The 17,287-nt window shown below is 65.1% G+C and carries 18 protein-coding genes and 1 tRNA gene; 11 read left to right on the forward strand and 8 right to left on the reverse strand.

Going from position 1 to position 17,287, the window contains the following annotated elements:
• Positions 1 to 66: 66 nt before the first annotated feature.
• Positions 67 to 1,374 carry an MFS transporter gene (locus NLM33_RS20640; RefSeq protein ID WP_254098136.1) on the forward strand — a complete coding sequence of 436 codons (1,308 nt, stop codon included), beginning with the start codon at positions 67 to 69 and terminating at the stop codon, positions 1,372 to 1,374.
• Between the two features lie 85 nt (positions 1,375 to 1,459).
• Here the strand turns inward: NLM33_RS20640 and NLM33_RS49290 are convergent, their stop codons facing one another.
• Positions 1,460 to 1,591 carry a hypothetical protein gene (locus NLM33_RS49290; protein WP_256570538.1) on the reverse strand — a complete coding sequence of 44 codons (132 nt, stop codon included), beginning with the start codon at positions 1,589 to 1,591 and terminating at the stop codon, positions 1,460 to 1,462.
• Positions 1,592 to 1,790: 199 nt separating this feature from the next.
• Between NLM33_RS49290 and NLM33_RS20645 the strand changes: the two genes are divergently transcribed.
• Positions 1,791 to 2,735, forward strand: coding sequence for an AraC family transcriptional regulator (locus tag NLM33_RS20645; protein ID WP_254098138.1), 945 nt, complete (start codon positions 1,791 to 1,793; stop codon positions 2,733 to 2,735).
• Between the two features lie 168 nt (positions 2,736 to 2,903).
• Here NLM33_RS20645 and NLM33_RS20650 read toward each other — a convergent pair.
• The 4 genes from NLM33_RS20650 to mnmA all read right to left on the reverse strand — a co-directional run bounded on the left by NLM33_RS20650 (position 2,904) and on the right by mnmA (position 5,373).
• Positions 2,904 to 2,980: transfer RNA gene (locus NLM33_RS20650), tRNA-Met, on the reverse strand.
• 139 nt (positions 2,981 to 3,119) lie between these two features.
• A complete protein-coding gene (locus tag NLM33_RS20655; RefSeq protein ID WP_254098140.1) occupies positions 3,120 to 3,485 on the reverse strand; it encodes a hypothetical protein in 366 nt (121 codons plus the stop codon).
• A gap of 46 nt (positions 3,486 to 3,531) precedes the next feature.
• Complete coding sequence (locus NLM33_RS20660) at positions 3,532 to 4,170, reverse strand: class I SAM-dependent methyltransferase (protein WP_254098142.1); 639 nt, start codon at positions 4,168 to 4,170, stop codon at positions 3,532 to 3,534.
• A gap of 21 nt (positions 4,171 to 4,191) precedes the next feature.
• Positions 4,192 to 5,373, reverse strand: a complete 1,182-nt coding sequence (mnmA, locus tag NLM33_RS20665; RefSeq protein ID WP_254098144.1) for a tRNA 2-thiouridine(34) synthase MnmA — start codon at positions 5,371 to 5,373, stop codon at positions 4,192 to 4,194.
• 373 nt (positions 5,374 to 5,746) lie between these two features.
• On the opposite strand from mnmA, the gene NLM33_RS20670 reads away from it, so the two are divergent.
• The 9 genes from NLM33_RS20670 to NLM33_RS20710 all read left to right on the forward strand — a co-directional run bounded on the left by NLM33_RS20670 (position 5,747) and on the right by NLM33_RS20710 (position 15,476).
• Positions 5,747 to 7,345: a flagellar hook-length control protein FliK gene (locus NLM33_RS20670; protein ID WP_371929973.1), complete on the forward strand. Its 1,599-nt coding sequence runs from the start codon at positions 5,747 to 5,749 to the stop codon at positions 7,343 to 7,345.
• Between the two features lie 12 nt (positions 7,346 to 7,357).
• Positions 7,358 to 8,059: a flagellar hook assembly protein FlgD gene (locus NLM33_RS20675; protein WP_254098148.1), complete on the forward strand. Its 702-nt coding sequence runs from the start codon at positions 7,358 to 7,360 to the stop codon at positions 8,057 to 8,059.
• A gap of 244 nt (positions 8,060 to 8,303) precedes the next feature.
• Positions 8,304 to 8,579, forward strand: coding sequence for a DUF1153 domain-containing protein (locus NLM33_RS20680; RefSeq protein ID WP_002714638.1), 276 nt, complete (start codon positions 8,304 to 8,306; stop codon positions 8,577 to 8,579).
• A gap of 180 nt (positions 8,580 to 8,759) precedes the next feature.
• Positions 8,760 to 10,385: a flagellar basal-body MS-ring/collar protein FliF gene (fliF, locus tag NLM33_RS20685; protein ID WP_254098150.1), complete on the forward strand. Its 1,626-nt coding sequence runs from the start codon at positions 8,760 to 8,762 to the stop codon at positions 10,383 to 10,385.
• An 18-nt stretch (positions 10,386 to 10,403) separates the two neighbouring features.
• Positions 10,404 to 11,501 carry a flagellar motor switch protein FliG gene (gene fliG / locus NLM33_RS20690; protein ID WP_254098152.1) on the forward strand — a complete coding sequence of 366 codons (1,098 nt, stop codon included), beginning with the start codon at positions 10,404 to 10,406 and terminating at the stop codon, positions 11,499 to 11,501.
• Positions 11,501 to 12,121: a FliH/SctL family protein gene (locus NLM33_RS20695; RefSeq protein WP_254098154.1), complete on the forward strand. Its 621-nt coding sequence runs from the start codon at positions 11,501 to 11,503 to the stop codon at positions 12,119 to 12,121. Before fliG ends, NLM33_RS20695 begins: the two co-directional genes overlap by 1 nt.
• 3 nt (positions 12,122 to 12,124) lie before the next feature.
• On the forward strand, positions 12,125 to 12,475 hold the full coding sequence (gene fliN / locus NLM33_RS20700; protein ID WP_254098156.1) for a flagellar motor switch protein FliN: 351 nt from the start codon (positions 12,125 to 12,127) through the stop codon (positions 12,473 to 12,475).
• A gap of 107 nt (positions 12,476 to 12,582) precedes the next feature.
• Positions 12,583 to 13,968: a sigma-54-dependent Fis family transcriptional regulator gene (locus tag NLM33_RS20705; protein ID WP_254098158.1), complete on the forward strand. Its 1,386-nt coding sequence runs from the start codon at positions 12,583 to 12,585 to the stop codon at positions 13,966 to 13,968.
• Positions 13,969 to 14,327: 359 nt separating this feature from the next.
• Entirely contained in the window at positions 14,328 to 15,476 is a 1,149-nt protein-coding gene (locus NLM33_RS20710) for a M20 family metallopeptidase (protein WP_254098161.1), read from the forward strand.
• Between the two features lie 123 nt (positions 15,477 to 15,599).
• Here the strand turns inward: NLM33_RS20710 and NLM33_RS20715 are convergent, their stop codons facing one another.
• The 3 genes from NLM33_RS20715 to NLM33_RS20725 all read right to left on the reverse strand — a co-directional run bounded on the left by NLM33_RS20715 (position 15,600) and on the right by NLM33_RS20725 (position 17,283).
• Positions 15,600 to 15,755 carry a hypothetical protein gene (locus NLM33_RS20715; protein ID WP_027523194.1) on the reverse strand — a complete coding sequence of 52 codons (156 nt, stop codon included), beginning with the start codon at positions 15,753 to 15,755 and terminating at the stop codon, positions 15,600 to 15,602.
• Positions 15,756 to 15,844: 89 nt separating this feature from the next.
• A complete protein-coding gene (locus tag NLM33_RS20720; RefSeq protein ID WP_254098164.1) occupies positions 15,845 to 16,426 on the reverse strand; it encodes a flavin reductase family protein in 582 nt (193 codons plus the stop codon).
• A 32-nt stretch (positions 16,427 to 16,458) separates the two neighbouring features.
• Entirely contained in the window at positions 16,459 to 17,283 is an 825-nt protein-coding gene (locus NLM33_RS20725; RefSeq protein WP_254098165.1) for an ATP-binding cassette domain-containing protein, read from the reverse strand.
• Between the last annotated feature and the right edge of the window lie 4 nt (positions 17,284 to 17,287).

The following is a 17,287-nucleotide window of genomic DNA, read 5'->3' on the forward strand; positions in this document are numbered from 1 at the left end:
CATGTCGAGCCTAACACGGCTGGGCCCCATCGGGGTAACCGGCCCGGATAGCGGGAGGACCGGCGGATGACCGAAATCACGGCCAACAGATCATTCACGGAAGGAAGTCCCGATGCGGGACTGCTAGCAAGTGCCATTTCCAAGAACACCTGGCGTTTGGTCCCGCTTCTGGGTCTCGCCTATCTCTTCAACTACCTCGATCGCACCAGCGTCGGCTTTGCTGCACTGCAAATGAACAAGGATATCGGTCTGAGCGCCACTCAATTCGGCTGGGGCGCCGGAATCCTGTTCTTCAGCTACTGCCTTCTGGAAGTTCCGAGCAACATGATGATGTACCGGTTCGGTGCGCGGCGCTGGCTGGCCCGCATCATGATCACGTGGGGCCTTGCTGCGGCGGCGACTGCGTTTGCGACGGGACCGTACAGCTTCTACCTGATCCGCTTTCTCCTCGGTGTATTCGAGGCCGGCTTCTTTCCGGGCGTGATCTGGTACATCTCGATCTGGTTTCCCGAGAAGCACCGGACGAGCGTGCTCGCCCTGTTCATGGCTGCGACGCCGCTCTCCTCGCTGCTGGGAAGTCCGATCTCGGCAGCCCTCCTCGGGATGGATGGATTCTGGGGGCTTGCAGGCTGGCAGTGGATGTTTCTGATCGAAGGCCTTCCGGCATGCGTGCTCGGAATTCTGTGTCTCGTTCTGCTCGCCGACAGGCCCGAGCAGGCTCGATGGCTCACGCCTCAGGAGCGACAAGCGCTTCTGTCCGCTCTTGCCGGCGACAAGCACGACAAGCCCAAAAAGAACCTGTGGGCCGCAATGAAAGATTCGCGGGTGCTGATGCTCACGGCGATCACCTTCGCCTTCACGATCGGCTCCTACGGCATAGGCATCTGGTTGCCATTGATCCTGAAGGGGCACGGTCTGAGCAACATGGAAGTCGGGTGGCTCTCGGCCGTTCCCTACCTCTTCGCAACGATAGGCATGCTGTTTTGGGCCAGTCTCGTGGATCGGAAAGGTCAGAAGATCTACAATCTCATGGCCGCTCTGATCCTTGGCGCCCTGGGCCTTGCCCTCTCGGTCGTCTTCACCTCGCTCGCTCCGGCCCTTGCCTGCCTGACACTGGCGTTGGTCGGCACGATCTCCGCGCGGACGGTCTTCTACACGATCCCGCAGAGCTTCCTGACGGGCGCCGCGGCGGCCGGGGGAATAGCGTTCATCAACTCTGTCGGTGCGTTCGGCGGTTTCGTGGGTCCCTATATGGTCGGCCTTCTGAAGGACGCGACCGGCTCCTTCAACGCCGGCATGATCGGGATGGCCGTGATCCTCGTCGTGGCGACAGGAATTTCCGGCGCACTCAAACTGGTCGCCGAGAAGATGTGATCATTCGGAGGAAGCTCCTGCGGCTCGGCCGGCCTGTCCTGTCGCTAACGGACGTCGCACCTCGGGAGCAGCGGTAGCGAAAGCATCATATCCGTTCGTCCTGCGCCACACCGTAATATCGCAGAGCCAATCTGCCGCCCCATCCGACGAAGTAGCCAGCGCCGAGGCCGGAGATCGGCATTGGTGTCGCAGCGGCCGTCGACGCAAACCGGCTCATTATGAAAACGCCTAAGAGGCGCAATCTGAGATTTGCGGGCCACCTTAAAGCTACTGCTTCGCCTCACAATAAAGTGCGTTTTACGTCGCCGCCCTACTCCTAGACCCCCGCACTGGGATACCGGATAATGACTCCAGACCTCACGAGCTGCCGTGGGAATGTGCTGCCAGGTCAAATCTAGCAGACAAGGCCCCTCCACATGAAGCTGACGGGTTTCTACGGTCAGGCTGTGACCCAGTACTTTCATCTGGAGCATCAACCGTCCTCGTTGATCACGCGTTCGCTGCGCAATGCCGAGATCGCGGTTACTGAGGTCCGGGATGATACCCCTGTGGAAGGCCCTTCCGGCGAGATGGATCTTCAGGATGCCTATGTTGTCAGCCTGAAACTTTGCGATTACCCCAACGCCGTGCGCTGGGAGCGCGGCAAGCCTGCCGCCAAGACCGATATTCGTGCGGGCGCAACACACCTGTACGACATGAAGAAAAATCCGCGATTCATCATCAACAAGCCGTTACATCACCTTCATTTCTATCTTCCGCGCTCGGCACTCGACGGCATCGCTGAGCAGGCCGGCGCACCGCGCGTGGGTGAGCTCCCCTCCCAGCTCGGCGTCGGCCATGATGACCCGGTCATCCGTCATATCGGTGGGGGAATCCTGCAAGCGTTGCGTCGACCGGCTGAGACCAACCGGCTCTTCATCGATTACACGATGCTCGCATTTACCGCGCACGTTGCGCAGACCTATGGGGGGCTGCGAACTATCCGCACGCTGGCCCGCGGCGGTCTCGCTCCATGGCAGGCCAAACAAGCCTGCGAAAGTCTCAACGCCGATCTCGGTGGAACGCTTTCGTTGCAGCAGGTCGCGGCCGAGTTTGGCCTCTCGGTCAGCCATTTCTCACGCGCGTTTCGCATCTCAACCGGCCTGCCGCCGCACCAATGGCTGCTTCGCCAGCGCGTGAAAGCGGCCCAGCAGTTGATGAGCGTGCGTGACTTGCCCCTGGCCGAGATTGCGATATCAGCCGGATTCGCCAATCAGAGCCACATGACAAAGGTCTTTGCGGCCTTGGTCGGTGTGAGCCCGGCGACATGGCGTCGCGAGGTGCTCGGTGTCAGGGACAGCGTGGCACGATCGTCCGGCTAGTGGCAGGGAGGTGGCAGCGACGCGGCGGCCGAGTCAGCTCAGGGTCAAAATGCGAAGAACTCATAGGGAGCCAATCTGGTCGGCTATGCCCCAATGAGCGGACCTCAATGAGACAACCCGCTACCAAGCCGCGAATTTTATAAATCAAATCTGACAGTCAGTTATTTTTGGTAGCGGGGGAGGGACTCGAACCCCCGACCCCAGGATTATGATTCCCGTGCTCTAACCAGCTGAGCTACCCCGCCACAGGGCTCGCGGGGCCGAAACGGCCGATCTCGCGAACGCGCGGCATATAAGGAAGGGGGCGGCGGGCTGTCAAGCAAAGTGGCCGCCCAGCGCGCCCTTTTCGGCACCGGACTCGTAGGCGAAGAAAGGGGCCCGGCCCTATTTCGGCCGGATCGTGGGATCGCCGCCGGGGCTGCCGGGCGGCGGGATCACCGGGGTTTTGCCGACATCCGGCGCCGGGGCGCGCATTTCGGGATCGATGCCTGCAGGCGGACAGAGCACGCCGTCGGATTGTGCGAGCTTGTCGCCGAGGGGTTCCCGGGCCTGGCCGGTGGTCGCGCCATTGGGCATCACCGTGCCACGCGAGCGATCCGTCTGGCTCGGCGTGCAGTCGCTGGCGCGCTGCGGGGGCGGCGGCGCGGTCGCCTGCGGCGGCGTCGCCGGGCTGGGCGGAGCCTGCGCGATCGCGTTACCCGAGGCGGCGATCAGGAGGGTTGCAAGGATGAATTTCGATGTCGTGCGCATGACGTGGAAACGCACGCCGACGCGCGCGTGTTCCAGCTAGCTGCGTTCACGATTTGCGGTAGCGGATCAGCGAAAAGTGGCCCATCGGCGGCATCGGCCGCCGCTCTGCGAGCGTGATGCCACCGTGGCGCTTCTGCCAGTTGACGAGGCGGTCCCAGGGAAACTCCGGGCGCCAGCCGAGCCGGCGCGCGAGCGGCGCAAAGGCGAGCTCGAACAGTTTTCGCGGTCCGCTTTCCGCGCCGATGTGATTGACGAGGATGAGCTCGCCGCCGGGCTTGAGCACACGCACGAACTCGTCGAGCGTGCCTTCGGGATCGGGCACTGCGGTGATGACATATTGCGCGACCACCGCGTCAAAGAAGGAACTGGGGAATGCGAGGTTCTTCGCATCCATCACACTGAGCACCTCGACATTGCCAAGCTTCTCCGCGCGCACGCGCGCTTGCGCCTTGCGCAGCATCGGCTCGGAAATGTCGACGCCGCAGATTTTCGTCGAGCGTGAATAATCCGACAGCGACAGGCCGGTGCCGACGCCGACGTCGAGGATGCGGCCACCGATCTTGTCGGCCTCCGCAATGGTCGACTGGCGTCCCGCGTCGAACACCTTGCCGAACACGAGATCGTAGACCGGCGCCCAGCGGCCATAGGCCTTCTCGACCCCGGCGCGCGAGATATCTGCTGCCATGCCCCCTGCCCTGTAAGGATCTCAGCCGCGGACCGCTTCCGCGAGCGGCCGCGCCGCATCGCTTGCGACCTTCGCGGCTGCGCTCTGGATAAAGCCGCCGCCGAGCACGCGCGCCTGCCCCGACGGCGCATCGTAGAACACGCAGGCCTGTCCCGGCGAGACGCCCTCTTCGCCGGCGACGAGCTCGACCTCGTAGTGGCCGTCGCCGCCGCGCAGCCAGGCCGGCTGCGGCGCCCGGGTCGAGCGCACGCGCACGAACATTTCGAGGCCGCCGCCGATCGCGCGATCGATATCGCCGTCGCCGATCCAGTTGACGTCGCGCAGCACGATGCGGTGCATCTTCAAGGCATCGCGCGCGCCGACCACGACGCGGCGGGTCGCGGCCTCGAGCCGCACCACATACAGCGGCGAGCCGGAGGCGATGCCGAGGCCGCGGCGCTGGCCGACGGTGAAATTGGCGATGCCGTGATGCTGGCCGATGACGCGGCCGTCGAGATCGACGATGTCACCGGGCTCCATCGCATTGGGACGCAGCCGGGTGATGATGTCGGTGTAGCGCCCCGTGGGCACGAAGCAGATGTCCTGGCTGTCGTGCTTGTCGGCAACGCTGAGGCCAAAGCGGCGGGCGAGCTCGCGCGTCTCGGTCTTGGTCATGTCGCCGAGCGGGAAACGCAAGTAGTCGAGCTGCTCGCGGGTGGTCGCGAACAGAAAATAGCTCTGGTCGCGCTCGCTATCTGCAGCGCAGACCAGCGCACGGGAGCCGTCGGCAAGACCGCGCGAGGCAACATAGTGGCCGGTCGCAAGCGCGACGGCGCCGAGCTCGCGCGCGGTCTTCAGGAGATCGCGGAACTTGACCGAGCGGTTGCACTCGATGCATGGCACCGGCGTCTCACCGAGCGCGTAGCTGTCGGCAAAATTGTCGATGACGGACTCGCGAAAGCGGTCCTCATAGTCGAGCACGTAGTGGGGTATGCCGAGCTTGGCGGCGACGTCGCGCGCGTCGTGGATGTCCTGGCCGGCGCAGCAGGCACCCTTGCGATGGGTCGCCGCGCCATGGTCGTAGAGCTGGAGCGTGATGCCGACGACGTCGTAGCCTTCGGCCTTCAGCAGCGCAGCCGTCGTCGAGGAGTCCACGCCGCCCGACATGGCGACGACGACCCTGGTGTCCTGCGGACGGCCTTCGAGATCCAGACTGTTGCGCATGGTTCCGGCTGTTGAATGCGACTGCTGCGGCGTGCGTTCCGCTGACCCCGCGTTTGTCGGTCGGGAAAGGGGCGGTCTCAGGGAACGGAAATAGTTCCACGAGGTCGGCTTGCCCGGTCGAAAGCGGCTGAGAGCTACCCTTTAATATAGGCCGTATTCCCGTGAAGCAATCGCAGGGGAGGCTTTCGCCACGCGCTTAGGGCAATTCTTGCCGGGAGGCAGAAATGGGCCGTGTTCCGGGGGCCTTCCAGCCGTCAGGCCAAACAAATCAAGTATCTGATTTTATTATATAAAGTGACATTTGGTCCAGCTGGCCCGCTCCTTGCTAACTCCTTGTGCTGAGTTCATTGCAAGGGGCGTGTCCGTGGTCAGCGTGACGTCAGATGTAGCCGCAAGCGTGTCGGTCCAGACCGCGTCGCCGAAACCTGCCCGCTTGCAGGGATCGACGGCGAACGACCAGTTCGGCGCGCTCGTCGACAGCAACACGGCGGCTGCCAGCAGCACGCCGAGCCAGACCTCGGATTCCGCACCGCGCCGCACCGACAATGCGTCCTCGTCCTCCTCCGACAAGAGCACGCGCGATACGTCGTCGACGGACTCCTCGTCGCAAAGCAAATCGACGGATGCGACCGACGATTCGACCTCTGCCGCCACCGACACGCCGGCCGATCCCGGCAAGGCGACCGACAAGACCAAAGGTAAGTCGGACGCCTCCGGCACGAAATCGAGCGAAAAATCCGACGACGGCAAGGGTGACAAGACCGAGGACACTGATGGTCTGGCCGCCGCCATTCAGGCCGATCCCACGCAGGCAGCCGCCACCGCAACGCCCGATCCGAACGCCGTCGTCGTCGCGGCGCCGGTCGTCCCGGTCGATCCGAGCGCGGCCGCGAGCCAGGCTGCCGGCAATTCAAGTTCGCCGCTCACGATCGCAGCCGCCGGCATTGCCGCGAGTGCCTCGACCGCGGCGCAGATGGCTGCGCCCGCGGTCAAGTCCGACGCGACCGGCGGCAAGACCGCCGCAACCACCGATGCCGGCACCGCCGCAAAAGCCGCGCTGACGGATGCTGCCGCCAGCGCGACGGCCGACGCTTCGCCGACCGATCCGCAAACCCAGGGCGCGCTGACCGCCACTGTTGCCCAGGCCACGCCCAAGACCTCGTTCATGGCGGCGGCCACGACGCAGCAGAACACCGACGTTTCCGATCTCGGACAGGATACGAGCAAGACGGGCACGACCGGCGCGACGCCCAACCAGGCGACGACGGCCACGAACCCGAACGCAGCCGCGCATCCGCAAGCCGCCAAGCCGCAGGTCGACGGTAACACGACCGAGGCCAAGGCCGACGCATCAGACAAGACCGCTCCCGCCGCACCCGCCACGGCATCGACGCACGACCATACGGCGAGCACCCAGGCGCTGACCAGCACGACGGACACCAGCGCCCAGGCCGCGGTCGCGGTGCAGGCGCCGCAGACCACGACGACCTCGGTCGCCGGCGCATCGACGGCGACCCTGACCGCGACTGCCGCCACCGCGACCGCGGTGCCAATCAGCGGCCTGCCGGTCACGATCGCCGCGGCCGCGCGCAGCGGCAAGACCCAGTTCGACGTCAGCCTCGATCCTGTCGAACTCGGACGCATCGACGTGCGCATCAACGTCGACCGCAACGGCCAGGTCACCTCGCATCTCACCGTCGAGAAGCCGGAGACGCTCTCGATGCTGCGGCAGGACGCGCCGCAATTGCAGCGCGCGCTCGACGATGCCGGCCTCAAGACCGGCAGCAACGGCCTGTCGTTCAGCCTGCGCGACCAGAACTCGTCCGGGCAGAACTCGGGCAACAACAACGACAATGGCAGCAACGCCCGCCGGCTGATCATCAGCGACGAGGACGCAGCTCCGGCCGCGCCCGTGGGACGCGGCTACGGCCGCATGCTCGGATCGAGCAGCGGCGTCGATATCAGAGTGTGAGGAGTATTCGACATGACCACCACGAATGCCGCCACCGCCCCGTCAGTCGTTTCCGGCACGACCCAGACGTCGTCCTCGTCGAGCTCCGGCCTGAGCTCGACCACGGGATCGACGCTTGCCGGCAATTTCCAGACCTTCCTGACGCTGCTGACGACGCAGCTCCAGAACCAGAACCCGCTCGATCCGCTCGATACCAACCAATTCACCCAGCAGCTCGTGCAGTTCGCAGGCGTCGAACAGCAGCTCAAGACCAACGACTCGCTGTCCCAGCTCGTCACCTTGCAACAAACCACGCAGGCAACGCAGGCGCTGGGTTTCGTCGGCAAGACCGCCGTGGTCGACGGCACCACCGCGACGATGACCAGTTCGTCGGCGACCTGGCATCTCAACGTGCCCTCCAGCGCTACGGTCGACATCTCGATCGCCAACTCGAGCGGCCAGACCGTCTTCACCGGCAAGTACACCGCCGGCGCCGGCTCCGACATTCCGTTCACCTGGAACGGCCAGGGCAATGACGGCACGCAGTGGCCTGACGGCAAATATACGATCAGCGCGACCGGTAAGGACGCATCGGGGAATTCGGTCGGCGTCGCCGCGCAGGTCCAGGGCACGGTGTCTTCGGTCGACCTGACGCAGTCGCCGCCGCTGCTGACGATCGACGGCAACACCTACACGGTCAGCCAGATCAAGAGCATCGTCAGCAGCAGCAATTAAAGCGGCGCGCCGAGACGACGGTGAAAAAACGCCACGCACGCCCCCGTGCGCGGGTCTTTTGTTAGTAAAGTATTTACGAAGTTGCCCGCTTGGCCGGTTGAGACCCCGTCTCACCCGCCGGGCCGATCGTGTTCCAGCCATTTTCAACGAGAATTGTATTGAAGCCTTAGGCTTAGCCAATTTTTAAGCCGACCGGCGTAGGGTTACGGCGTGAGTTCAGTGGTTGAGAGTTTGTGAGTACGCCATGACAGAACCCCATCGCCCGAGGGTGAAATACGTCATCGGGCCGGACGGCAGCCCTTTGACGATCGCGGACCTGCCTGCACCGGGGACCAAACGCTGGGTCATCCGACGCAAGGCTGAAGTCGTTGCCGCCGTCCGAGGAGGCCTCCTCTCCCTCGAGGAAGCCTGCAGCCGTTACACCCTGACGGTCGACGAATTCCTCTCCTGGCAGTTTTCCATCGACCAGCATGGTCTGGCCGGACTGCGCACCACGCGCATCCAGCAGTATCGCCAGTAAGCGATCTGGAAATTCGCCAAGTTTGACGCAAATCGGCCTCGCTCTGCGAGGCCGATTTTTTTTCATGTCGCGACTTTTGTCCCACCTCTTAATCTTCGTTAACCATATCGAAACCATCACCTAGGCAATAATTGCCCAGTCGGCTTGCCGGTTGCAGGCCGAATCTGGCGGGGCGATTGCTTGCAAGGTCTGTTGGACTTCCTGAAAGGTATCGGCGCCGCCCGGTTCGGGGCGATGATCGCGGTCACCGCCGCGCTCATCGGCTTCTTTGCCTTCGTCATCATGCGCGTGACCACGCCGCAGATGACGACGCTGTTCACCGACCTCAGCGTTGAAGATTCCTCCGGCATTATCAAAGACCTAGAACGCCAGGGCATCCAGTTCGAGCTGCGCAATGAGGGCAGCATCATCATGGTGCCCAAGGACAAGGTCACGCGGCTGCGGATGAAGCTTGCCGAAGGCGGCCTGCCCAAGGGCGGCGGCGTCGGCTACGAGGTGTTCGACAAGTCGGACGCGCTCGGCACCACCAGCTTCGTCCAGAACATCAATCATCTGCGCGCGCTCGAGGGCGAGCTCGCCCGCACCATCCGCGCCATCGACCGCATCCAGGCCGCCCGCGTCCACCTCGTCCTGCCGGAGCGCCCGCTGTTCTCGCGCGAGGCGCCGGAGCCGTCGGCCTCGATCGTGGTGCGGGTCCGCGGCTCGCTGGAGGCACAGCAGATCCGCGCCATCCGCCATCTCGTCGCCTCCGCCGTCAACGGGTTGAAGCCGCAGCGCGTCTCGATCGTCGACGAATCCGGTCAGTTGCTCGCCGATGGTGCGGCGAGCGATCCGGAGCAGGCCGTCGGCGACGAGCGCCGCACCGCGTTCGAGAAGCGGATACGCAAGCAGGTCGAGGACATCGTCTCCTCGGTGGTCGGCTCGGGCCGCGCCCGGGTGCAGCTCTCAGCCGATTTCGACTTCAACAAGATCACCCAGACCTCCGACAAGTTCGATCCCGAAGGCCGCGTGCTGCGCTCGAGCCAGACCCGGGAAGAGAGCAGCCTCACCGCCGACAACAACGGCCAGGTCACCGTCAACAACGAGCTGCCGGGTAATTCATCGGGCGGCACGGCGGTCGCGGCCCGCGACCAGAGCAAGAAGACCGAAGAAACCAACAATTACGAGATCTCCCGCACCACCAAGACCGAGGTGACCGAGGCCGGCCGCGTCAACCGCATCTCGGTCGCGGTGCTGGTCGACGGCATCTATTCCAAGAACGACAAGGGCGATCTGGTCTATCAGGACCGCACCAAGGAGCAGCTCGACCGCATCGCCACGCTGGTGCGCTCGGCGATCGGCTTCGACCAGAAGCGCGGCGACCAGGTCGAGGTCGTCAACCTGCGCTTTGCCGACGCGCCGTCGACCGCCCCGATCGCCGAGCCATCGGGCTTCCTCGGCATGCTCCAGTTCACCAAGGACGACGTGATGTACTTCGTCGAGCTCGGCGTGATGATGCTGCTCGGCCTCATCGTGATGTTCATGGTGATCCGGCCGCTGGTGAAGCGGATCCTTGCCTCCGACGAGGTCGCGGCCCTGACCAGCGCGCTGAGCGCCCCTGCGCTGACCGACGAATCCGGTTCCGCCTCTGGCGGCGGCCACGCGCTGGTCCCGAGCGGCAGCGCCACGGCGAGCGCGATCGACGTCGCCACCGTCCAAGGCCAGGTCCACGCCCAGTCCGTTCATCGCGTCGGCGAGCTCGCCGAGCGCAACCCCAATGAAACCGTCGCCATCATCCGCCAGTGGCTGAGCGAACCCGCGAAATGATTCGAGAAGTGAACTGACATGGCCCCTTCCTTGCAAAACGCCAACTCGCAAGACATCACCAGCGTGATCTCGACGCTCGGGCAGCGCGCCGGCAACCGGGCCAAGGACGGCAAGTCCTCCGAGCAGCTGGCGGGACCGAGGCGCGCCGCAATCCTGATGCTGGCGCTCGGCGAGCAATATGGCGGCAAGATCTGGTCGCTGCTCGACGACGAGGAGGTGCGCCAGCTCTCGCTGGAGATGTCCACCCTCGGCACGGTCGAGGTCGACACGGTCGAGGACATGCTGCTCGAATTCGTCTCGCGCATGTCGGCTTCCGGCGCGCTGATGGGCAATTTCGACGCCACCGAGCGGCTGCTGCAGCAATACCTGGCTCCGGAGCGCGTCAACGGCATCATGGACGAGATCCGCGGCCCTGCGGGGCGCAACATGTGGGAGAAGCTCTCCAACGTGCAGGAAGAGGTGCTCGCCAACTACCTGAAGAACGAATATCCGCAGACCATCGCGGTGGTGCTGTCCAAGCTCAAGCCGGAGCACGCCGCGCGCGTCCTCGGCATCCTGCCCGAGGAGCTGGCGCTCGATGTCGTCAACCGCATGCTGAAGATGGAGGCGGTGCAGAAGGAGGTCATCGAGAGCGTGGAGAAGACGCTTCGCGTCGAGTTCATGTCGAACCTGTCGCAGACCCGCCGCCGCGACGCTCACGAGGTGATGGCGGAAATCTTCAACAATTTCGATCGCCAGACCGAAACCCGCTTCATTACCTCCCTGGAAGAGGAGAACCGGGAATCGGCCGAGCGCATCAAGGCCCTGATGTTCACCTTCGACGACCTCGTCAAGCTGGACTCCGGCTCCGCCCAGACGTTGATGCGCAACGTCGACAAGGACAAGCTCGCCGTCGCGCTGAAGAGCGCCAACGAGGACGTCCGCAACTTCTTCTTCGGAAACATGTCCTCACGCGCAGCCAAGATGCTCCAGGACGACATGGCGGCGATGGGACCGGTCCGGTTGCGTGATGTCGACGAGGCGCAGGCGCTGCTGGTCAACCTCGCCAAGGACCTCGCCGCCAAGGGTGAGATCATGCTGACCAAGAACCGCGCTGACGACGAGTTGGTGTATTGATGGCGGCGCCCGCGAAATTCCTGTTCGACAACGATTTCTCCGCGCCCGACCGGACGCGCGAGAAGGCTGCGAGCGCAGCCGAGATCGCGCAGAAGATCGCGGCCGCCGAGGCGCGCGCCTACCAGGCCGGCTTCGACGCCGGACAGCGCGAGGCCAAGGCCGAGAGCGACCGCCGCGTCGCGCTCGCCATGGAGGAGATCAACATCTCGGTGAGGGGCATCGCGTCGGGCATCGGCAATATCGAGGCCAGGATGGAGACCGAGGCGGTCGACGTCGCGGTCGCCGTGGCGCGCAAGCTGTGCGCCGACCTGATCGCCGCCGAGCCGCTCGGCGAGATCGTGGCGCTGGTCAAGGACTGCTTCTCGCACCTGGTCGCGACGCCGCACCTGGTCGTCCGCATCAGCGACGCGCTCTACGAGAGCGCGCGCGAGCGGATCGAGCGGCTCGCCAAGCAGAGCGGCTTCGAGGGCCGGCTGGTGATCCTGGCCGAGCCGGAGATTGCGACCGGCGACTGCCGGATCGAATGGGCCGATGGCGGCGTCGTGCTCGAGCGCGGCGCCATTCTCGGCAAGATCGACGAACTCGTCGGACGCTATGTCGCGTCCCGCAAGGGGAACTAAGCCATGAGCGACACTGACGGGCAGGTCCCGCTTCCCGATCTCAACGGCCCGATGGCGCCGACCGGCACCGATGTCGGCTACAACGAGGACGAATACGCGGCCCGCGTCGCTGCCGACCTCGAGGCCGTATTCGACGTGCCGGTGCAGGTCTCCGCCGTGCTCGGTCGCTCCAAGATGGATGTCGGAGAGCTGTTGAAGCTCGGTCCCGGCACCGTGCTCGAGCTCGACCGGCGCGTCGGCGAGGCCATCGACATCTACGTCAACAACCGCCTCGTCGCCCGCGGCGAGGTGGTGCTGGTCGAGGACAAGCTCGGCGTGACCATGACCGAAATCATCAGGACCGAACGCACTTGATTGTTTCGAGCATGATCCTTTCGGAAAACCGCGACACACTTTTCCGGATCATGCTCTAGCGCAGCGAATGACGCGCGGCAGCGCGAACAGACGGACAGGAGACTGACATGCGGCTTCTCATCGTTGGCACACTGAAGGGCCAGCTCACCACCGCCACCAAGATCGCGATGGAGAACGGCGCCACCGTGACCCACGCCGAGGACCACGAGCAGGCAATGCGCGTGCTGCGCGGCGGCAAGGGCGCCGACCTGCTGCTGGTCGACGTCGCCCTCGACATCCGCGACCTCGTGATGCGGCTGGAAGCCGAGCACATCCACGCTCCCATCGTCGCCTGCGGCATCACCAACGACGCCCGCGCCGCGGTCGCCGCGATCCACGCCGGCGCCAAGGAATACATCCCGCTGCCGCCGGAGCCGGAGCTGATCGCCGCCGTGCTCGCCGCCGTCGCCAACGACTCCCGCGAGCTCATCTATCGCGACGACGCCATGGCGCGCGTGGTCAAGCTCGCCCAGCAGATCGCGGGCTCGGACGCCTCGGTGATGATCACCGGCGAATCCGGCACCGGCAAGGAGGTGCTGGCGCGCTACGTCCATACGCGATCGGCACGTGCCAAACGCCCCTTCATCTCCATCAACTGCGCCGCGATCCCAGAGCATCTCCTCGAATCCGAGCTGTTCGGTCATGAGAAAGGCGCCTTCACCGGTGCCGTCGCCCGCCGCATCGGCAAGTTCGAGGAGGCGACCGGCGGCACGCTGCTGCTCGACGAAATCTCCGAGATGGATGTCCGCCTGCAGTCAAAACTGCTCCGCGCGATTCAGGAGCGCGTGATCGACCGCGTCGGCGGCACCAAGCCCGTCCCCGTCGACATCCGCATCATCGCGACCTCGAACCGCAATCTGGCCGAGGCCGTGCGCGAAGGTACGTTCCGCGAGGATCTGCTGTTCCGCCTCAACGTCGTGAACCTGAAGATCCCGCCGCTGCGCGAGCGTCCCGCCGACGTCCTCGAGCTCGCCCAGCATTTCGTGAAGAAATATGCCGAGGCCAACGGCGTGCCGCTGCGCCCCATTTCGGCGGAAGCACGCCGGGTGCTCTCGACCAACCGCTGGCAGGGCAACGTCCGCGAGCTCGAGAACACCATGCATCGCGCGGTGCTGATGGCGCAGGGCGACGAGATCGGCGCCGACGCCATCATCACGCCGGACGGCGACCGCCTCGATGTCGCCAGGACCGCGCCGGCGGTGGCACACGCCACGATGGCAGCCGAGCAGGTGACGCGGGCGCTGGTGGGACGCACCGTCGCCGATGTCGAGCGCGATTTGATCCTGGAGACGTTGAAGCACTGCCTCGGTAACCGGACCCATGCCGCCAACATTCTCGGCATCTCGATCCGCACCCTGCGCAACAAGCTCAACGAATATGCCGACGGCGGAATCCCGATCCCGCCGGCGGGCACGCCGGGCGAATATCCCCGCATGCCGGCGATGGGGGCGTGAGGCGATCACAAACATTAAGACGACGCGAAATGCCCGGGCCAAGTCCCAGGCATTTTCTTTGCGGCGGACACGTATACACTTGCCCCGTCATCCTGAGGCGCGAGGCATGCGATGCGAAGCAGCGCATGCCGAGCCTCGAAGGATGAACGGCTACGGACGCAGCCGGGCCGTCGCCCTTCGAGGCTCGCCAAGCGGCGCGCTTGCGCCGCTAAGCTCGCACCTCAGGGTGACGGTCAACGAACGCACATTCAGGCTTGCGAGACTGGACTGTTCCAGGCGCAGAGGCGAACCGCATTCGGCGACTAGGTCGGGCCGGAATAAGACCCTATAAGCGCGAACGATAATCACGCGAGGTAATAATGTCTGAGGCTCAAATCACCGATTGGCTGGCGTCGCAGAAGCAGGCGATGATCGACCTGTTGCGCGACGCCGTGAACATCGATTCCGGGTCCTATGACAAGGAAGGCGTCGATGCGGTCGGTGCGCGGTTCGAGCGGCATTTTGCCGAGCACGGCATTCCGTTCCGGCGCGAGGGCCATGGCACCTTTGGCGATGCGATCCATGCCGAAGTGGCCAAACCCGGCAGCAACGAAAAGCCGATCCTGCTGATGGGGCATCGCGACACGGTGTTCGGCAAAGGCGAGGCCGAACGACGCCCCTTTACGATTCTGGACGGCCGCGCCTATGGCCCGGGGGTCGCGGACATGAAGGCCGGCCTCGTCATGAACGTGTTCGTGGCCACGGCCTTTCAGAAATTCGGCGGCAGCCCTCACCCGATTAAGGTGCTGATCACCTCGGACGAGGAGATCGCCTCGCCCTCCTCGCGCCCGGTGATCGAGCGCGAGGGACGTTCCGCGCGCGCCGTCTACAATTCCGAGCCGGGGCGGCCGACCGGCAACGTGGTCACGAGCCGCAAGGGCGGCATCTTCATGCACCTTGCCGTCACCGGCAAGGCCGCGCATTCCGGCGCGAATTTTGCGGCCGGCGTGAGCGCGATCGGCGAGCTCGCGAACAAGATCGTCCATATCCATGCGCTGACCGATCTGTCCAAGGGGATCACCCTGAACGTCGGGCTGATCGCGGGCGGGCAGTCGGTCAATACGACGGCGCCTTACGCCGAGGGCCAGATCGATCTGCGCTATGTCGAGCCGAGAGATCGCGACGCGGTGATGGCCGCGATCGAGAAGATCGTCGTCACCTCCTACGTGCCGGGCACGAGCGCCACGCTGACGATCAAGGGCGAATTCGTGCCGGCGGTTCAGAGCGAGGCGTCGAAGACGCTGTTCGAGGGTTACCAGGGCGCCGCACGCGACGTCGGGCTGACCACGCTCACCGGCGAATTCTCCGGCGGCTGCGCCGATTCAGGCTTCACTGCCGCCGTCGGCACGCCGACGATCTGCGGCGTCGGCCCGGTCGGCGGGCTTGCACATACGCCGGAGGAATATCTCGAGCTCGACAGCATCGTCCCGCGCGCACAAGCGCTGGCGCTGGCGATCTTGCGGAGCTGACGGCGACCCAATTCGTAGTGCGTAGGGTGGGCAAAGGCGCACTTGCGCCGTGCCCACCATCTCTCCAGGTCTCAGACGGAAGTGGTGGGCACGCTTCGCTTTGCCCACCCTACAGGAGACATCTCAAGAATAGCTCGGCGCGTCGGGATTGCGGAAGATGTGGATGGGGTCGCCGGGCACGATGTGCCGGCCGGTGAACATCGCATAGGCGTAGAGCGCGAGATAGGCGATCGCGAGCGCGCCGACGGCGTAGAAGGCCCAGGTCGCAACGCGTTTCATCGCCGGCTCCATCGCCTCCTCCGGGAGGCTCTGGCGGGGCTTCTAGATCGAGGGAAACGAAAAGGCCAGCCCGGAAGGCCACCCGGCGGTCAAATGACGCGCCGGCCCCGCGCGGGAACACTGACCTCGGCGAGCCCGGCGGCGTCCTCATCCTGGTCGAGCGCGACGTACTGTCCGTGCCAATAGGCGAGCGCCGCGCTGCGGGTCGAGCTCCGGATGTCGCGCACGCGTCCGATGACGATGCCGTGCGAGTGACGCTCGACGATCTCCTCGACCTCGCAATCGAGCGCGGCCAGCGCGCCGGCCAGCAGCGGGACGCCGGAGACGGCCGTCACCCAGTCACTGCCGGCGAAGCGATCGGCACCCTTCAGCCCGCCCTTGCCGGCAAAGCGCTCGGCGATGTCGAGCTGGTCGGCGTTGAGGATGTTCACGCCGAAAGCGCCGTGGCGCTTGATCAGCGGGAACGACGAGGCGTCGCGGTTGATGCTGACGAGCAGCGTCGGCGGATCGACCGACAGCGACGTCACCGAAGTCACCGTCATGCCGGTGATGTCCCTGCCGCGGCCGGCGGTGATGACGCTGACGCCGCCGGTGAGATGGCGCATAGCGCCGCGGAAATCGGCGGAGGGGATGGTCGTGTCGGTCATGATATGGCGGGCAATCACGTTCATGGCATGCTCCCCGAAATCAGGGCCCCTGTTATCTAGGTACGATCATCCGCCGAGAGAAGATGGCGCAGGATGGAGCCTTCGAGGCCCGCAAGCTCCACCGAGCCGCGCTCGCGCGGCCGCGGCGCATTGACCGTGACGTCATGCGCGATACGGCCCTCCTCGATCACGAGCACGCGATCGGCGAGCGCAACGGCTTCCGCGACGTCGTGCGTCACCAGGATCGCCGTAAAACCCTGGTCGCGCCAGACGCGCTCCAGGAGCCGCTGCATCGAGATGCGAGTCAGGGCATCAAGCGCGCCGAGCGGCTCGTCGAAGGCCAGCACGCGGGGCTGGCTGACGAGCGCGCGCGCCAGCGCCACGCGCTGCTTCTGGCCGCCGGACAGCACCGAGGGCCACTGGTCGCGCTTGTCGGCGAGCCCGACCTCGGTCAGCGCATGCTCGGCGCGCGGATGCGCATCAAGCGAGGCGCGGTCGCGCCCGAGGCCTACCTCGACATTCGACAACACGCGGGCCCAGGGCAGCAGCCGAGGCTCCTGGAACATCACCCTGATATCCTCGGGCCGCGCCGCCTCACCAAAGCTGATGGCGCCGGCATCGATCTTGTCGAGGCCGGCGATCAGCCGCAGCAGCGTGCTCTTGCCGCAACCGCTTTTGCCGACGATCGCAACGAACTGGCCAGCGGGGATATGCAGGTCGATGCCGCGCAGCACCTCGTTGTCGCCGAAGGATTTACGCAAGTTCCGGATCGTGAGCGGCAAGCCAAGCGCCGGCCGCTCCTGCCGCGCGCGCCGGGCCTGCGGCGTATTGCGGGTGCGCTGGTTGCGTTCGGTCTCGGGCAGGAGAAGAGCTGTCTGCATTTTT

It is taken from the genome of Bradyrhizobium sp. CCGUVB1N3, assembly GCF_024199925.1.
Lineage (GTDB): Bacteria > Pseudomonadota > Alphaproteobacteria > Rhizobiales > Xanthobacteraceae > Bradyrhizobium.

Bases quoted from the DNA above. Each gene is read 5' to 3' on its own strand.
- NLM33_RS20640 (WP_254098136.1), top strand. From the start codon at position 67: ATGACCGAAATCACGGCCAACAGATCATTCACGGAAGGAAGTCCCGAT.
- NLM33_RS49290 (WP_256570538.1), bottom strand. From the start codon at position 1,591: ATGAGCCGGTTTGCGTCGACGGCCGCTGCGACACCAATGCCGATCTCC.
- NLM33_RS20645 (WP_254098138.1), top strand. From the start codon at position 1,791: ATGAAGCTGACGGGTTTCTACGGTCAGGCTGTGACCCAGTACTTTCAT.
- NLM33_RS20655 (WP_254098140.1), bottom strand. From the start codon at position 3,485: ATGCGCACGACATCGAAATTCATCCTTGCAACCCTCCTGATCGCCGCC.
- NLM33_RS20660 (WP_254098142.1), bottom strand. From the start codon at position 4,170: ATGGCAGCAGATATCTCGCGCGCCGGGGTCGAGAAGGCCTATGGCCGC.
- mnmA (WP_254098144.1), bottom strand. From the start codon at position 5,373: ATGCGCAACAGTCTGGATCTCGAAGGCCGTCCGCAGGACACCAGGGTC.
- NLM33_RS20675 (WP_254098148.1), top strand. From the start codon at position 7,358: ATGACCACCACGAATGCCGCCACCGCCCCGTCAGTCGTTTCCGGCACG.
- NLM33_RS20680 (WP_002714638.1), top strand. From the start codon at position 8,304: ATGACAGAACCCCATCGCCCGAGGGTGAAATACGTCATCGGGCCGGAC.
- fliG (WP_254098152.1), top strand. From the start codon at position 10,404: ATGGCCCCTTCCTTGCAAAACGCCAACTCGCAAGACATCACCAGCGTG.
- NLM33_RS20695 (WP_254098154.1), top strand. From the start codon at position 11,501: ATGGCGGCGCCCGCGAAATTCCTGTTCGACAACGATTTCTCCGCGCCC.
- fliN (WP_254098156.1), top strand. From the start codon at position 12,125: ATGAGCGACACTGACGGGCAGGTCCCGCTTCCCGATCTCAACGGCCCG.
- NLM33_RS20705 (WP_254098158.1), top strand. From the start codon at position 12,583: ATGCGGCTTCTCATCGTTGGCACACTGAAGGGCCAGCTCACCACCGCC.
- NLM33_RS20710 (WP_254098161.1), top strand. From the start codon at position 14,328: ATGTCTGAGGCTCAAATCACCGATTGGCTGGCGTCGCAGAAGCAGGCG.
- NLM33_RS20715 (WP_027523194.1), bottom strand. From the start codon at position 15,755: ATGAAACGCGTTGCGACCTGGGCCTTCTACGCCGTCGGCGCGCTCGCG.
- NLM33_RS20720 (WP_254098164.1), bottom strand. From the start codon at position 16,426: ATGAACGTGATTGCCCGCCATATCATGACCGACACGACCATCCCCTCC.
- NLM33_RS20725 (WP_254098165.1), bottom strand. From the start codon at position 17,283: ATGCAGACAGCTCTTCTCCTGCCCGAGACCGAACGCAACCAGCGCACC.